The sequence below is a fragment of the Rhodoblastus sp. genome (assembly GCF_041915505.1).
Lineage (GTDB): Bacteria > Pseudomonadota > Alphaproteobacteria > Rhizobiales > Beijerinckiaceae > Rhodoblastus.
This window is the reverse complement of sequence record NZ_JAYSBG010000008.1, coordinates 1-13,586: the sequence shown is the minus strand read 5'-3', so window position 1 is coordinate 13,586 and position 13,586 is coordinate 1. Positions and strand designations below refer to the sequence as shown.

14 protein-coding genes are annotated in these 13,586 nt (G+C 63.9%); 4 read left to right on the top strand and 10 right to left on the bottom strand.

From position 1 onward, the window contains the following. Positions 1–91 precede the first annotated feature (91 nt). Positions 92–706, bottom strand: a complete 615-nt coding sequence (locus ACE3S9_RS01375) for a transglutaminase-like cysteine peptidase (RefSeq protein ID WP_374544631.1) — start codon at positions 704–706, stop codon at positions 92–94. A 337-nt stretch (positions 707–1,043) separates the two neighbouring features. Between ACE3S9_RS01375 and ACE3S9_RS01370 the strand changes: the two genes are divergently transcribed. After that, positions 1,044–1,889: an EcsC family protein gene (locus ACE3S9_RS01370; protein ID WP_374544630.1), complete on the top strand. Its 846-nt coding sequence runs from the start codon at positions 1,044–1,046 to the stop codon at positions 1,887–1,889. 29 nt (positions 1,890–1,918) lie between these two features. Here ACE3S9_RS01370 and ACE3S9_RS01365 read toward each other — a convergent pair whose 3' ends face one another. Together ACE3S9_RS01365 and ACE3S9_RS01360 are read right to left on the bottom strand one after the other, a co-directional pair. Further along, on the bottom strand, positions 1,919–2,506 hold the full coding sequence (locus ACE3S9_RS01365; RefSeq protein WP_374544629.1) for a YdeI family protein: 588 nt from the start codon (positions 2,504–2,506) through the stop codon (positions 1,919–1,921). 110 nt (positions 2,507–2,616) lie between these two features. Beyond that, complete coding sequence (locus ACE3S9_RS01360) at positions 2,617–3,792, bottom strand: pyridoxal phosphate-dependent aminotransferase (RefSeq protein ID WP_374544628.1); 1,176 nt, start codon at positions 3,790–3,792, stop codon at positions 2,617–2,619. Between the two features lie 87 nt (positions 3,793–3,879). Here ACE3S9_RS01360 and ACE3S9_RS01355 point away from each other — a divergent pair, with 87 nt between their 5' ends. From ACE3S9_RS01355 to ACE3S9_RS01345, 3 genes are read left to right on the top strand one after another with little or no spacing between them, the layout of a single operon-like run. Then, on the top strand, positions 3,880–4,662 hold the full coding sequence (locus ACE3S9_RS01355; RefSeq protein ID WP_374544627.1) for a DsbA family protein: 783 nt from the start codon (positions 3,880–3,882) through the stop codon (positions 4,660–4,662). 21 nt (positions 4,663–4,683) lie between these two features. Further along, positions 4,684–6,570: an ABC-F family ATP-binding cassette domain-containing protein gene (locus tag ACE3S9_RS01350; RefSeq protein ID WP_374544626.1), complete on the top strand. Its 1,887-nt coding sequence runs from the start codon at positions 4,684–4,686 to the stop codon at positions 6,568–6,570. A 54-nt stretch (positions 6,571–6,624) separates the two neighbouring features. Then, positions 6,625–7,269, top strand: a complete 645-nt coding sequence (locus ACE3S9_RS01345) for a phosphatase PAP2 family protein (RefSeq protein WP_374544625.1) — start codon at positions 6,625–6,627, stop codon at positions 7,267–7,269. A gap of 13 nt (positions 7,270–7,282) precedes the next feature. Here ACE3S9_RS01345 and hflX read toward each other — a convergent pair whose 3' ends face one another. The 7 genes from hflX to ACE3S9_RS01310 all read right to left on the bottom strand — a co-directional run bounded on the left by hflX (position 7,283) and on the right by ACE3S9_RS01310 (position 13,502). After that, the gene (gene hflX, locus ACE3S9_RS01340) at positions 7,283–8,683 is read right to left on the bottom strand and encodes a GTPase HflX (RefSeq protein ID WP_374544624.1); all 1,401 of its coding nucleotides are present in this window, start codon (positions 8,681–8,683) and stop codon (positions 7,283–7,285) included. Positions 8,684–8,713: 30 nt separating this feature from the next. Continuing rightward, positions 8,714–8,965, bottom strand: a complete 252-nt coding sequence (gene hfq, locus ACE3S9_RS01335; RefSeq protein ID WP_298427754.1) for an RNA chaperone Hfq — start codon at positions 8,963–8,965, stop codon at positions 8,714–8,716. 179 nt (positions 8,966–9,144) lie between these two features. Continuing rightward, positions 9,145–10,005, bottom strand: a complete 861-nt coding sequence (locus ACE3S9_RS01330) for a D-amino-acid transaminase (RefSeq protein WP_374544623.1) — start codon at positions 10,003–10,005, stop codon at positions 9,145–9,147. A gap of 121 nt (positions 10,006–10,126) precedes the next feature. After that, a complete protein-coding gene (locus ACE3S9_RS01325) occupies positions 10,127–10,666 on the bottom strand; it encodes a chromate transporter (protein ID WP_374544622.1) in 540 nt (179 codons plus the stop codon). Beyond that, positions 10,663–11,196, bottom strand: a complete 534-nt coding sequence (locus tag ACE3S9_RS01320) for a chromate transporter (protein WP_374544649.1) — start codon at positions 11,194–11,196, stop codon at positions 10,663–10,665. The genes ACE3S9_RS01325 and ACE3S9_RS01320 overlap by 4 nt, the downstream gene beginning before the upstream one ends. Positions 11,197–11,357: 161 nt before the next feature. After that, positions 11,358–11,966 carry an HD-GYP domain-containing protein gene (locus ACE3S9_RS01315; protein ID WP_374544621.1) on the bottom strand — a complete coding sequence of 203 codons (609 nt, stop codon included), beginning with the start codon at positions 11,964–11,966 and terminating at the stop codon, positions 11,358–11,360. Between the two features lie 138 nt (positions 11,967–12,104). Beyond that, a complete protein-coding gene (locus ACE3S9_RS01310; protein WP_374544620.1) occupies positions 12,105–13,502 on the bottom strand; it encodes a hypothetical protein in 1,398 nt (465 codons plus the stop codon). Positions 13,503–13,586: the final 84 nt, after the last annotated feature.

The following is a 13,586-nucleotide window of genomic DNA, read 5'->3' as shown; positions in this document are numbered from 1 at the left end:
CCTTGATGAGCCGTCGGTCTTAATGCGCGCGCGCGCAAAGCTCAAAAGAAAAACCCCGCCGAGACGGGGTTTCCATGTCCGTGCGATCCAATCACCGCGAGGCGACGACCGGGGCGGCGGAGGGGCCCAAGGCGACCCACACATTCGGGTCCTGCTGGCTCTGGCGCTTCATCAGGCGATAGGCGATGCGGTTGATCGGCTTCACTTCGTCCGACAGATTGTCGAGGATGAATTCGCCGCCATTGGTCTTCACGGTCAGCACGGCATGGCCCTCGTTGTTCTCGTCGCGGACCACCGTCATGAGCAGCGCCTGGCGCGGAAAGCCGCGCTCGATCAGGACCTTGCGCTTCATCAGCGCGTAATCCTCGCAATCGCCCTTGCCGTCCATCGGATAGTCCCAGCGGTCGACCACGCCCCAATGCTCCAGATCAGGGACGGCTTCCACCGCATGATTGACCGTGGCGTTGACCTGCTGGATCTCGCGCATCGCCTTGTCGGTCAGGTTCACGTCGACGGCGGGCAGTTCGGCGCCGGCGCATTCTCCCTTGTAACGCTGGCAGAAATCGATCCAACCATAGGGAATGCTGGTCTCGCCGCCAACCGAGGCATAGGCTACGTCCTTGTTGCCGAAGGCCTTGACGACGCTCGACTGCGCCGCGAGAACCGCGAGGACGAGAGCAAAACCGGCGAGAGACGAAAGGCGCATGTCATTCCCCTGTGATAGAGCAATAATGACCGCCTCAATTTGTTATGCCGCTAAGTAGAAATGCCGCATTTTAGACAAATGCCTTCATTTTTTGCTTTGAGCGCCTTAAGTATAATAATGTATAATGGAATTGGATCAAATTGTCCGCATTCGCCGCTGTCGCCTCGTTTTCAAGGCCTCTGACATCGATCGGCGCCGAACCGGGCCACGCGCCTTTTGCTTGCACATCCGGCCGTGTTAACGTTCGATCCGCCGCCAAGGTTAATTCCGGGCTTGATTCCCCGAAAAAAGGCCACATTTTTTGTCGGACGGGGAATGGCCCTGCGGGATTTCGTCAATGCGCCCGGATATCGACACCAGTCAGATGACGCCGGCCGATCACGCCGCGCTGATGGACGCCGTACGGCGGCTCGAACATGTCGGGCTGGCGCTCAAGCTGGCCAATATTGTCGGGCGCAAGGTCAATCTCATCAAGGACATGGCCCCGGAAAAGGCGATCAAGGCGATCGACGGCGCCACAATGGCCGCCTTGAAGCTGGGCCTGCGCGTCGCGCTCGCCAGCCTGTGGGGGCGGCCGATTCGCGACCGCGACCGCGCGCATAAGGTCATGGCGGCGGCTTCCGGCGCGGCGGGCGGCGCGTTCGGCATCGCCAGCCTGCCCTTCGAACTGCCCGTCACCACTACCGTGATGTTGCGCTCGATCGCCGATATCGCTCGCGCCGAGGGCGAGGATCTGCGCGATCCGGAAACGCGTCTGGCTTGTCTGGAGGTTTTCGCGCTGGATGGCCGCGCGCCCGGCGAAAACATCACGGATTCCGGCTATTTCGCCATTCGCAGCGTGCTGGCGCGCTCCGTTTCGGAAGCCGCGCGCTATGTCGCAAGCCGCAGCGTGATCGACGAGACCGCTCCCGCCATCCTTCGGCTGCTGGCCGCCGTCGCCGCGCGTTTCGGCGTGGTCGTCAGCCAGAAACTCGTCGCCCAGGCGACGCCGGCGCTCGGCGCCGTGGGCGGCGCGGCGATCAATGTCGCCTTTATCGAGCATTTTCAATCCCTGGCCAAAGGCCATTTCACGGTGCGACGGCTCGAACGCAAATATGGCCACGAGCACATCCAGGCCGAATATCAGCGCATCGCCGCCGCGCGCGAGCCGGACGAAATCCTGCCCCCCGCCCCCGCGGCTTGAGTCCGAGCGGGACCGTCAATCATCGAACCCTAATCGTTCAAACCCTTGCCTTGCATGATTTGCGGGATGGATTTCTCGACGCGCGCCACACGGGTCTTCGCCTGTTTCGGCGCGGAGAAATGAAGCAGATAAGCCCGCTGTCGTCCCGGAGTCAGCGCGGAAAAGGCGGCCTTGAGCGTTGGATTCGCGTCCAGTGCGGCCTGCAGCTCTTCCGGAACCGGAAATTCAGAAGTCTGCTTATAAGTAACTGCCGCGCCTGATTTTTCGACTTCAACCGCGCGCGCGACATAATGCTTCAAGAGGGCTTCCGCAGCCTCGATGTCTTTCAGGCCGACAAATCGCATCTGGCGTCCCGCCTGAACATTGCCGGTCTGCTGGATCAATACGCCATCCGGATCGTCAATCAGGGCGCCCTTGAAAAACAGGACCGCGCAATAATCCTTGAAGGCGTGGATCAGGACGACATTCTTGCCTCCCGTCGAATAGCAGGGCCAGCCCCATTTCAACTGTTCGTCCAGCCCGCATCCAAGAACGATCCGCCGCAATTCCTTGAGCTCGGCCTGCCATCGCTGTTGCTGGTCGAGCGCGGCGTCCACATCGGCCCTTGGGCTGCCCATCGTTCGCCCCTGCTCCGTCATGTTTGCCGGATCGCCTCAGCGATTTGGCCCCATGATGCCGAAAGCCGCCCTTCCGGACAAGGCGGCGACGCGCGTCGCGCGGGAAGGCTTCAGCGGCGCGCCAGAAAGGTCTTCAGTCGCTTCAACGCTTCGACCATATCGGCCTCCGCGCCGGCATAGGACAGCCGCAGCGCCAGATGGCCGCGCACGGGGTCGAAATCGACGCCCGGCGTCGCCGCGACGCCGGCGCGATGCAGCAGATCGTGGCAGAAGGCGGTGGAATCGTCGGTGAAGCGGCTGACGTCGGCATAGAGATAAAAGGCGCCGTCGGCGGGCGCGAGCTGGTCGAGGCCGAGCCCCCGCAGCCCGTTCAGCAGAATGTCGCGGTTGCGGCCATAGCCCGCCTTGATCGCCTCCAGCTCGTCCGTCGCCTCGAAGGCCGCCTCGGCGGCGATCTGCGACAGGGTCGGCGCCGAAATGGCCAAGGATTGCTGCAGCCGCTCGACTGTGCGGATCAGCTCGGGCGGCACGACGAGCCACCCGACGCGCCAGCCGGTCATGCAATAATATTTCGAGAAGGAATTGACGATCAGGGCGCGGTCCGAAAAGGCCAAAGCCGTCTGAGCCGGCTGGTCATAGGTCAGGCCGTGATAGATCTCGTCCGAGATGAATTTGATGCCGCGCTTCTCGCAGGTCTCGGCGATCTGACGCAGGGACTCCGGGCTTTGCATGGCGCCGGTCGGATTGGCGGGGCTCATCAGCAGCAGGCCATCGAGCTTATGCGCGTCATCCGCCCGCTCGACCGCCGCCGCCGTCACCGCAAAACTGTTGGACGAATCGACCGGCAGATCGACCGCCTCGATGCCGAGCGCGCCGAAAATATTACGATAGGCCGGATAGCCGGGATTCTGGATCGCGACCCGCGCCCCGGCGTCGAACAGGGCGAGAAAGGCCATGATGAAGCCGCCCGACGAGCCGGTCGTGACCGCGACGCGCTGCGGATCGACCTCGACCGCATAGGTCACGCGATAATGCCGGGCGATGCGCTCGCGCAGCGAAGACAGGCCAAGCGCGTCGGTGTAGCCGACCGGCTGGCCGGCCAAAGCCGCGATGGCGGCCTCGCGCGCGCGGCGCGGCGGCGGGGCGCTGGGCTCGCCCACCTCCATATGGACGATGCCGGCCCCCGCCTGCTCCAGCAGGCTCGACTCGCGCTTGACGTCCATGGCGATGAACGGCGCGATGGCCGCACGCCGCGCGGGAGACACGATTTTCGCGGATTGAGTCATGAGAATTTCTAAGAAAAAGCCGCCGCAATTCGACCCGAAGGCCGGAATAGTGCTAAGCAGGATGAATATCTGTCGCCGGAGTTATCCATGTTCCTCCAGAGCCGCAAGGCGATTCTCGCCGCCTGCTTGAGCCTGACCGCCTTCCTTTTCGCCCCGATCGCTTCGCCCGCCTCGGCCGAAACCTTCTCGGCCGCCCAGAAGACCGAGATCGAATCGATCATCCATTCCTATCTGGTCGACCACCCGGAAGTGCTGCGCGAGGCGGCTGTGGCGCTGGAGAAGAAACAGGCGCTGGAGGAAGGCGAGTTGCATCGCCGCGTCATCGAGCAGAACCGGGACGCCTTGTTCAATTCCACCTTTCCCGGCGTGGTCGGCAACGCCAAGGGCAAGATCACCTTGGTCGAATTCTTCGACTATAACTGCGGCTATTGCAAAAAGGCCCTGGGCGATCTCGTCAATCTGATCAAGTCTGAGCGGGAGCTGCGGGTGGTGCTGATGGATTTCCCGGTGCTCGGCCCGGATTCGGTCGAGGCGGCGCAGGTCGCCTCCGCCGCGCGCAAGCAGATTTCCGGCGATAAATTCTTCGAGTTTCACCAGAAGCTGCTCTCGACCCGAGGCCATGTCGGACGCGAACAGGCGCTCGCCGTCGCGAAAGACCAGGGTCTCGACATGGACCGGCTGCAGAAGGACCTCAAGGATCCCTCGATCCGCGCCGGCCTCGAACAGACCATGAAGCTCGCCGACGCGCTGAACCTCACCGGGACGCCCTCCTATGTGATCGGCGACGAGGCCATCGTCGGCGCCGTCGGCTTCGACCAGCTCCAGACGCGAGTCGAAGCGCTGGCGAAATGCGGCAAGAACGCCTGCTAAGCCAGCGAACAAGCCGAAATCATGCTCACTGTCACCGATCTCACCTATCGGCTCGGGCCGCGTATGCTGTTCGATTCCGCCGGCATGACCCTGCCCGAGCGCGCCAAGGTCGGCTTCGTCGGCCGCAACGGCGCCGGCAAGACCACCTTGTTCCGGCTTGTCTGCGGCGAGATCGCCGCCGAGGGCGGGACGATCTCGATTCCGCGCGGCGCGCGCATCGGCCGCGTCGAGCAGGAGGCGCCGGGCGGCGACGGCAAGCTGATCGATTTCGTGCTGGCGGCCGATATCGAACGCACCGCTTTGCTGGAAGAAGCCGAGACCGCGCAGGATCCGCATCGAATCGCCGAAATCCATGTGCGACTGGCCGATATCGAGGCCCATGCCGCGCCGGCCCGCGCGGCTGAAATTCTCTCGGGCCTCGGCTTCGACGAAGACGCTCAAAATCGCGCGCTGAAAGAGTTTTCCGGCGGTTGGCGGATGCGCGTCGCGCTCGCCGCCGTGCTCTTCTCCAAGCCCGACCTGCTGCTGCTCGACGAGCCGACCAATTATCTCGACCTCGAAGGAACCTTGTGGCTCATCGCCTATCTGGCGAATTATCCGGCGACCATCGTCGTCATCAGCCATGACCGCGACCTGCTCAACGATGTTTGCGATCATATCGTCCATCTCGATCAGGCAAAGCTCCAGCTTTATCGCGGCAATTACGATTCCTTCGCCCGCCAGCGCGCCGAAGCGAAAATGCTGCAGGCCAAATTCCTGAAGAAACAGGAGGAGCGCCGGGCCCATCTGCAGAGTTTCGTCGACCGCTTCCGCGCCAAGGCGACCAAGGCGCGACAGGCGCAATCGCGCCTGAAAATGCTGGAGAAAATGGAGAGCGCTTCGGCCGTGGTGGACGAGGAAGTGCTGCCCTTCTCGTTCTCCTCGCCCGAAAAGCCGCTATCGCCGCCGATCATCGCCATGGAGAATGTCTCGGTCGGCTATGGCGAGCGCGCCGTGCTGTCGAAGCTCAGTCTCAGCTTGTCCAATGACGACCGCATCGGCCTGCTCGGCTCGAACGGCAATGGCAAATCGACCTTCGCCAAATTGCTGGGCGGGCGGCTGGAGCCGATGGCCGGCGTGCTGCGCAAATCGAACAAGCTCGAAGCCGGCTTTTTCGCCCAGCATCAGGTCGACGACCTCAATCTCGACGATACGCCTTATCTCGCCGTGCAAAGGCTGATGCCGGACGCGCCGGAATCCAGGGTGCGGGCGCGGGCGGCGCAGATCGGCTTTCCCAATGTGAAGGCCGACACCAAGGTTTCGAGCCTCTCCGGCGGCGAAAAAGCGCGCCTTCTGATGGGCCTCGCCACCTTCAGCGGCCCGCAATTGCTGATTTTGGATGAGCCCACCAACCATCTCGACATCGACAGCCGCTCTGCTCTGGCCGAGGCGATCAATGATTTCGAGGGCGCGGTGATCCTGATCTCGCACGATCAATATCTGCTCGAAGCCTGCGCCGACCGGCTGTGGCTGGTGGCCGACGGCCGCGTGCAGGCCTTTGACGGCGACATGGCCGATTATCGGAAATTCGTGCTGGATTCGGCGCGGAAAGGCCGCGCGGAGGGCGAGAAGAGGCGTGAACCGGGCGCCAACGGCGCCGCCGAGGCGCGACGCGACGCCGCCAAAGCCCGCAAGGACGCCGCGCCGCTGGCGCGCAAGGTCAAGGCCGCCGAGGAGAAGATGGCCAAATTCGGCGACCTGATCGCGCGCATCGATCTGATGCTGGCCGATCCGCGCGCCTTCGAGCGCAATCCGGCCGAGGCGACCAAGCTGTCTCACCAACGCGCCGAACTGGAGCGCGCGCTGACGGCGGCGGAGGAGGAATGGCTGGAGCTTTCCGCCGAGCTGGAGGAAGCGACCCGCGTCTGACGTCAACAAGCCGTCGTTGGCGTGGTTTAGCCAGAACCCGTCCCGGAGCCGATGATGAAGCCCCAAAATCCCTTTGCGACCGGCGTTATCCTCGCCATTCTGATGATTTGCGCGGTCCTGCTGTCGATCTTCTTTATCGACCGGCCGCTGGCCGCCTTGTCCTTCCAGCATTTCCACGAAACGCGCGGCCCCTTCGTCGCGATGACCCATGCGCTCGACTGGATCGAACTGGCGGCGGTTCTGATTTTGTGCTGGGCGGCGGTGATTTTCGCCTTCGGCAAGAGCCTCGGCGCGCGCGGCCTGATCGCCCTGCGCGCGACCCTCGCGCTTTTTCTGGCCATGGGCGTCAAGGAACTGGCGAAACTCGCCTTCGGCCGCACCTGGCCAGAAACCTGGGTCTGCGGCAACCCGTCCTTCATCCGCGACGGCGCGTTCGGCTTTTCGCCCTTTCACGGCGGCGCCGGCTGGGCGGCCTTTCCCTCCGGCCATGAGACCGTCATCTGCGCCGTCGCCGGCTGCCTCTGGGTTCTGGCGCCACGCCTGCGGCCGCTCTGCGCGCTGGCCGTCCTGGCCATGGCGGTCGGCCTGCTCGGCGCGGATTATCACTTCCTCAGCGATGTGCTGGCCGGCGCTTTGCTCGGCTGGACGGTCGGGCTGTTCGTCGCGAAACTGGAGCTGCCGAGGGCGGCGCGAGTCTGAAATCAGGACGACTTCAGGCCGTCGCTCCCGGAAAACGCCGCAGCACCCGGTCTTGCTGTTCGGGCGCCACGCGCACGTCGAAGAAGGCGTGGCCGTCCTCGTCGCTCTGGCGCGACAGCACTTCGGTATGCGCGTAAAGCCAAGCTTGGCCCTCGCCGTCGCCCGCGTCGAGCCTCAGGCTCAGTACTGGGCGGCCGCGCGCCAGCCGCGCCTCGATGGCGGCGAGCAATTCGTCGAGCCCCTCGCCGCTTATCGCCGAAACGGCATAAGCGCGTTCGTCCTCCGCGCGGCGGGCGGCGCGGGCTTTCAACCGCTCGCGCTCCTCGACCGGCAGCAGGTCGATCTTGTTCCATACCTCGATCAGCCGGCTATGGTCATGGATGTCCACGTCCAGCTCGCCCAGAATCTTTTCGACATCGGCGCTCTGCGCCTCGGCGTCCTCATGCGCAATATCGCGCACATGCAGGATGACGTCGGCCTCCTGCACCTCTTCCAGCGTCGCGCGGAAGGCGGAAACCAGCATATGCGGCAGGTCCGAGATGAAACCCACCGTGTCGGACAGGATCACCTTGCCGCCATGCGGCAGTTTCAGGCCGCGCAGCGTCGGATCCAGCGTGGCGAACAGCAGATCCTTGGCGAAGACCTCGGCCTTGGTCAGGCGATTGAACAAGGTCGATTTGCCGGCATTGGTATAGCCGACCAAAGCGACAATGGGGAAAGGCACGTCGCGCCGGCTCTTGCGATGCAGGCCGCGCGTCTTCTTGACCGTTTCGAGATCGCGTTCGATCCGGTTCATCCGCTCCTGGATCAGGCGGCGGTCGGTCTCGATCTGGGTTTCGCCGGGGCCGCCGAGGAAGCCGAAGCCGCCACGCTGGCGCTCAAGATGGGTCCAGGACCGCACCAGCCGCGATTTCTGATAGGTCAAATGGGCGAGCTCGACCTGCAACGCGCCTTCGGCCGTACGGGCGCGTTCGCCGAAGATTTCCAGAATCAGCCCGGTGCGGTCGATCACCTTGGCGCCGAAGGCTTTTTCGAGATTGCGCTGCTGCACGGGCGACAAGGCGCAATCGACGGCGACCAGCTCCGCCTCCGCCTCCCTGATCTTTTCGGCCAGTTCCTCGACCTTGCCCTTGCCGAGATAAGTCGCGGGCCGGATCTGCGTCAGCGCCACGATCTCCTGCCCCACAATCTCGACGTCGATGGCGCCGGCGAGGCCGACGGCCTCGTCCATGCGCGCCTCGCGCGAGCGCAGCGGCAGGTCTCCGGGGGCGTAGGCCGCCGCCTTGTCGGTCAGATAGGGGCCGATGACCAGGACGCGGGTCTTGGCGGAGCCACGCTTAGGGTCGCCCGCCTCACGACGGGCTTCCTGTCTCGGAAGAGAAGCGCCGCTGAGGGGCGCCAGATTTTCGTTCAAGCGGGTCTCGAAAGAATCGTTGCGTTGGTCTTACTTGTCCGCGCCTTCCTCCGCCGGATCGAACATCTGGATCGGATGGCCGGGCATGATGGTGGATATGGCGTGTTTATAGACCAATTGCGAGTGCCCGTCGCGACGCAAAAGCACGCAAAAATTGTCGAACCAGCTCACCACCCCTTGCAGCTTGACGCCATTCACCAGGAAGATCGTGAGCGGGACCTTGTTTTTTCTGACATAGTTGAGAAAAGTATCCTGCAGATTGGGTGTGCGTTCGACCGCCATGTTTATTCCTATTCTGTTATTCCTTGCGTCGACCCCAACGACGCAGGCGCGGCTCCAATACGGACAACGCGCCACAGGCGACGCGTCCGTTTACGCCACTTTTGTCTATTAGAGTCTCAAGCGCCGAAACTAAGCAAGAACTTCTTTTGCCTTGGAGCGTCCAAAGGAGATCATCCGGCTCAGCCGCTCGCGGGCGCATAATCATGAAAGGCCGCGCGCAGGCCCAGGGAAACCGGGCCCGGCGCGCCCGAGCCGATCGTCCGGCCGTCGATGGCCACGACCGGCATGACCAGAGTCGTCGCGCCGCTGATGAAAGCCTCGCCCGCCGAAAAGGCCTCCTCCAGGGTGAAAGGCCGTTCGACCAGCGCCAACCCCTGCGCCGCGGCGATCTGGAACAGGCGCGCCCGGGTGATTCCGCTCAGAATGGCCGAATCGGCCGGATGCGTGACCAGAGCGCCCTGCCCGTCCACGATCCAGGCGTTGCTCGACGCGCCTTCGGTGACATAGCCGTCCGCGTCGACCAGCCAGGCCTCATAGGCGCCGGCCTCGCGCGCCTGCTGCTTGGCCAGCACATTGGGCAGCAGGCTTGTCGTCTTGATATCCGGGCGTTTCCAGCGGATGTCCGGCAGCGAGATCACCTTGATTCCAGCGCGCGCCTTCGCCTCGGCCGCCGCGCGGTCGCTCCGATGGGCGAAGGCCACGAAGGTCGCGGGCGTTCCAGGCTTGGGAAAGAAATGGTCGCGGCGCGCCGCCCCGCGCGTGACCTGAAGATAGACATGGCCGTCCGTCACGCGATTGCGCGCTGCCAGTTCGCGCAGCACCAGCTTCAGCACGCCTTGCGCCAGCGGCAAGGTCAGGCGCAGTTCCCGCGCGGAACGCTCCAGCCGCGCCAGATGGCCGGCCTCGTCGATCAGCTTGCCGTCGAAAATTTCGATCACTTCATAAATGCCGTCGGCGAACAGAAAGGCGCGGTCGTCGATCGACACGCCGGCATCGGCATGGCGGATGTAGCGGCCGTTGACATAAGCGATGCGGCTCATTTTCTCTCTGCCGCCCTACGGGCGGCGCCCCTCGCGACGGCTCGGCCATCGCCCGTTTGTAAAACGGGCGTCTAAAGACGCCCTATGGCATTCGCTCCTAGCCGTCCCTCGGACGGCGGATTTACAAGAATCCCAATCGACCGGCGCAAACGGCCACAGCAGCGGCGGCGGCCATGGCCCAGAGCGGGCTGCGTGGCGACAGCGCCACGAATGCCGCCGAAGCGAGCGTGATGACGGTCGTCAGCAGGCCGGAATCGGCCCCGCGCGCCAGAAGATAGCCATTGGCCGCCATCAGGCCAATGGCGAGCGGGATCAGCGCTTGTTTGAGCCGCGCCAGCCAGGCCGCCTCGCCGGCCCGTCGCATCGCCCGCGCCGCGCCGAAGGCCAGCAAAGACGAGGGCCCCAATATGCCGATCGTCGCCACGATCAGGCCGGCGAGCCCAGCCAACCGCCAGCCGAACAGGCTGAAGGTGATGACATTCGGGCCAGGCGAGGTCTGGGCTATGGCGAAGGTCTCGGCGAATTGCGCGCTGGTCATCCAGCCCAATTCGCCGACGATCTGGCGTTGCGCCTCCGGCAAAGCCGCTGTCGCGCCGCCGACCGCCAGCAAGGAAATGCCGGCGAAGCGCAGGAAGATCGAGGAGAGCGGCGCCTCGTTCATGCCCGCGCCCTGGCTTTGGACAGCGCGAAACTGGCCGGAACCAGCACGACGAGGATCAGCGGCAGCGGCAGACGCAGCAGCGCCGAACCGGCGAAAGCCGCGCTCGCCAACAGCGCCACCGCCACGTCGAACTTGACCTTGATCGTCATTTTCACGGCCGTGCCGATGGCGAGGCCTGCGGCGGCGGCGGTCGCGCCGAAAAGTGCGGCGCGGACATCTGGCAAAGCGGAAAAAGTGGTGAAGAAGCTCGCCGCCGCGACCACGATGGCCAGCGGCGCCGTCATCAGACCGGCCAGAGCGACGACCGCTCCGACCGCGCCATGAAAACGGTCGCCGAGCATGACCGCGAGATTGCAGGTATTCGCTCCCGGCAGCGCCTGGCACAGCCCAAGCAGCGCGGCGAATTCGGAATCGTCCAGCCAACGCCGGTCATCGACGATGATCGCCCGCGACAAGGGCCCCGTGCCGCCGAACGCCAACGCGCCGAGCTTGAAGAAGCCAAGGAAGAGATCGATCCGCTTCAATTTCATACCATCCTGACGATCGGCGATGCCGAAGCCGGAATTCGGGACCTCCATTGCCGAGCTTTACCCCCACAGAATGCGCCAGACTTCGCGCCGGTCAGCCATGCCACGCTCGCCACCGGCATCGAAGCGACGCTGGCCGCGGCCGGCGAAAACCATAGCCTTTGTCAGTCGTGGATTTTATAGCCCTTGTTTCGGACAAGGTGGAGGCATGCGTCGACGGCGTCGGCGTCGAACGCGGTTCCTTTGCCGCGCTCAATCTCGGCAAGGGCCTGATCGATTCCGTGCGCGGGCCGATAAGGGCGATGCGCGGACATGGACTCGACCACATCGGCTATGGCGACGATCCGCGCCTTGACTGTGATCTGCTCGTTCTTCAACCCTTGCGGATAGCCACTGCCATCCATCCGCTCATGATGCTGCATGGCGACGAGCGCCACCGGCCACGGAAAGTCGACATTACTCAAAATCTCGTACCCTTTCGCCGGATGCTCCTGGATCAAAGCAAACTCTGCTGGACTAAGACGACCTGGCTTCGAAAGAATTTCCGTGGGAATCGCGATCTTGCCGATGTCGTGCAAATAGCCGGCAATACGCAATCCCTGCCGGCGCTGCTCTTCGAAACCCAGTTCGCCGCCGATTGCGGCCGCCAAATCTCCAACGCGTCGCTCATGTCCGGCGGTATAAGGGTCTCGCAACTCGCCCAAGGCCCGGATCACCGCCACGGTCTGGGTGAGCGAGGATTGAAGCTCCTCGACATAGTGGCGATTCGACACTTCGGTAGTCCCTTTCATCGATCCCATTGCGGAACCACCAGTATAATGACCTGATTCGTATTGCTTTTTCGTTGCCTCGCCAGACGCTGGCAAAAATCCGGGGCAATGACAACGGGAACGATGCCTGAGGTCGGAGGCTCACCGCCCCGCCGCCTCGAAGACGAAGCTGAAATCCGCGGAATAGGCGCGGGGCTTCGCCAGCGCCGCATTGACGTGGCAAGTCGTGCAGGTGGTCGTCTGCAGATAGGTCTCCATGGTCGTGTTGGAAACCGGAATCGAGGGCAGCGTCGTCGGTAGGCGGGCGGAGCCGGCCAGCGGAGCCTCGGGATCGACGGCCCGCGCCAGCGCCCATTGCACGTTGATCAGCTTGTAATATTGCCAGACCGAATTGGGAAAGGTCTGGGCGAGGCTCGCCTGGACCATGGCGTTGACGTCATCCGTGTCGGGCTCGGTCGCCACGTCGCGGGTGGTCTGGGTCGCACGCGGCGCCGGGCAATCGCCGCCGATATGATAGGGCGGACGAGCGTTCGGCCGGCAGGTGATCGTCACCATTTTCGCAGCCGCGCCCGCTTCCGCCCCCGCAAGGCAAAGCGGGTTCTCAACCTTGACCTGCTGCGGCCGGCATTGATCGCTGTAGAGATTATAGCTGCCGCTGACCGGGCCGTTCCCGTCGGGAACATTGTCGATATGCTCGAAGGTCGCCCAGAAGAAGCTGGGCTGTCCGACTGTCTTCTGCGTGATGTGCAGCCCGACCAACGCAACGCGGGTTAGGCGACAATCCCCGCCCGAGGCGTCGAGAATGGCTGCGTCGCTGGTCTTGAAATAAGACCATTTCGGATTGGCCGGATCGGGGACCTCCATCCACGCCGCCTTGAGTTCGATTGTCGCGGCCGGGCTGTCTTCGCCGCTCTTTGGCAGCACGAAGGGATGGCCCGCAGCTATGAATCCGGCCTGTCCGTCGAGTCTGAAGAGCCGGTTGACGATGATGAAATCGGCTTCCTTGGGGCTGACGCGGATCTCGTACCAGAGATTTGCGCCATTGCTGTCGCCGACCCACGCGGCCTCATTGTCCGCCGCGCCCGCCTGTTCGCTGGAATTGATCCGCAAGGGCTTTTTCCCCGGCCCTGCCGGCGCCTGCAGCAAGGTCACCTCGTCCGGCCGCAGCCCGGCCTTGGCGACGCGGGCGGCGCAAGCTTTCGGCAGCGAAGCATGGACTCCCGACGCGGGCGCCGAGCCGTCGGGCCGGAAGAGGTCGAATTCGCTGGGAAAAGTCTGCCACCGCACCGGCGAAAGGTCGCCGGCCTCGCCATTGCCATGGCCGGCGGCGGGCCAGTTCAGGGCGACGAACTGGCTCCAGGCGAAGCAGTTGACGGTCTTCTGGCTGGTGGTGTTGGGCGCGTCGCCCGCCACGTCGCCTGAAAAGGCCATGTAATAGCCGGCGGCGCATTTATTGGCGTAGACCACCTCCGCCCCCGAGGCCGGTTCCGAAAGGAAGAACAGGAACAGAAAAAATCGGGCGATCCGGGGCTTCGTCATGAGTCGCTGCGGCAATCAATGGCGCTGACAGCGCCGCAATCTGCTGACCCGGCAAAAAATTGGGTCAGGAAATCGTGAGAGAAC

Excerpts from the sequence above, each read along its gene's own strand:
- ACE3S9_RS01375 (WP_374544631.1), bottom strand. The coding sequence starts at position 706 with ATGCGCCTTTCGTCTCTCGCCGGTTTTGCTCTCGTCCTCGCGGTTCTC.
- ACE3S9_RS01325 (WP_374544622.1), bottom strand. The coding sequence starts at position 10,666 with ATGAACGAGGCGCCGCTCTCCTCGATCTTCCTGCGCTTCGCCGGCATT.
- ACE3S9_RS01350 (WP_374544626.1), top strand. The coding sequence starts at position 4,684 with ATGCTCACTGTCACCGATCTCACCTATCGGCTCGGGCCGCGTATGCTG.
- ACE3S9_RS01365 (WP_374544629.1), bottom strand. The coding sequence starts at position 2,506 with ATGGGCAGCCCAAGGGCCGATGTGGACGCCGCGCTCGACCAGCAACAG.
- ACE3S9_RS01355 (WP_374544627.1), top strand. The coding sequence starts at position 3,880 with ATGTTCCTCCAGAGCCGCAAGGCGATTCTCGCCGCCTGCTTGAGCCTG.
- ACE3S9_RS01345 (WP_374544625.1), top strand. The coding sequence starts at position 6,625 with ATGAAGCCCCAAAATCCCTTTGCGACCGGCGTTATCCTCGCCATTCTG.
- hfq (WP_298427754.1), bottom strand. The coding sequence starts at position 8,965 with ATGGCGGTCGAACGCACACCCAATCTGCAGGATACTTTTCTCAACTAT.
- ACE3S9_RS01370 (WP_374544630.1), top strand. The coding sequence starts at position 1,044 with ATGCGCCCGGATATCGACACCAGTCAGATGACGCCGGCCGATCACGCC.
- ACE3S9_RS01320 (WP_374544649.1), bottom strand. The coding sequence starts at position 11,196 with ATGAAATTGAAGCGGATCGATCTCTTCCTTGGCTTCTTCAAGCTCGGC.
- ACE3S9_RS01360 (WP_374544628.1), bottom strand. The coding sequence starts at position 3,792 with ATGACTCAATCCGCGAAAATCGTGTCTCCCGCGCGGCGTGCGGCCATC.
- ACE3S9_RS01310 (WP_374544620.1), bottom strand. The coding sequence starts at position 13,502 with ATGACGAAGCCCCGGATCGCCCGATTTTTTCTGTTCCTGTTCTTCCTT.
- ACE3S9_RS01330 (WP_374544623.1), bottom strand. The coding sequence starts at position 10,005 with ATGAGCCGCATCGCTTATGTCAACGGCCGCTACATCCGCCATGCCGAT.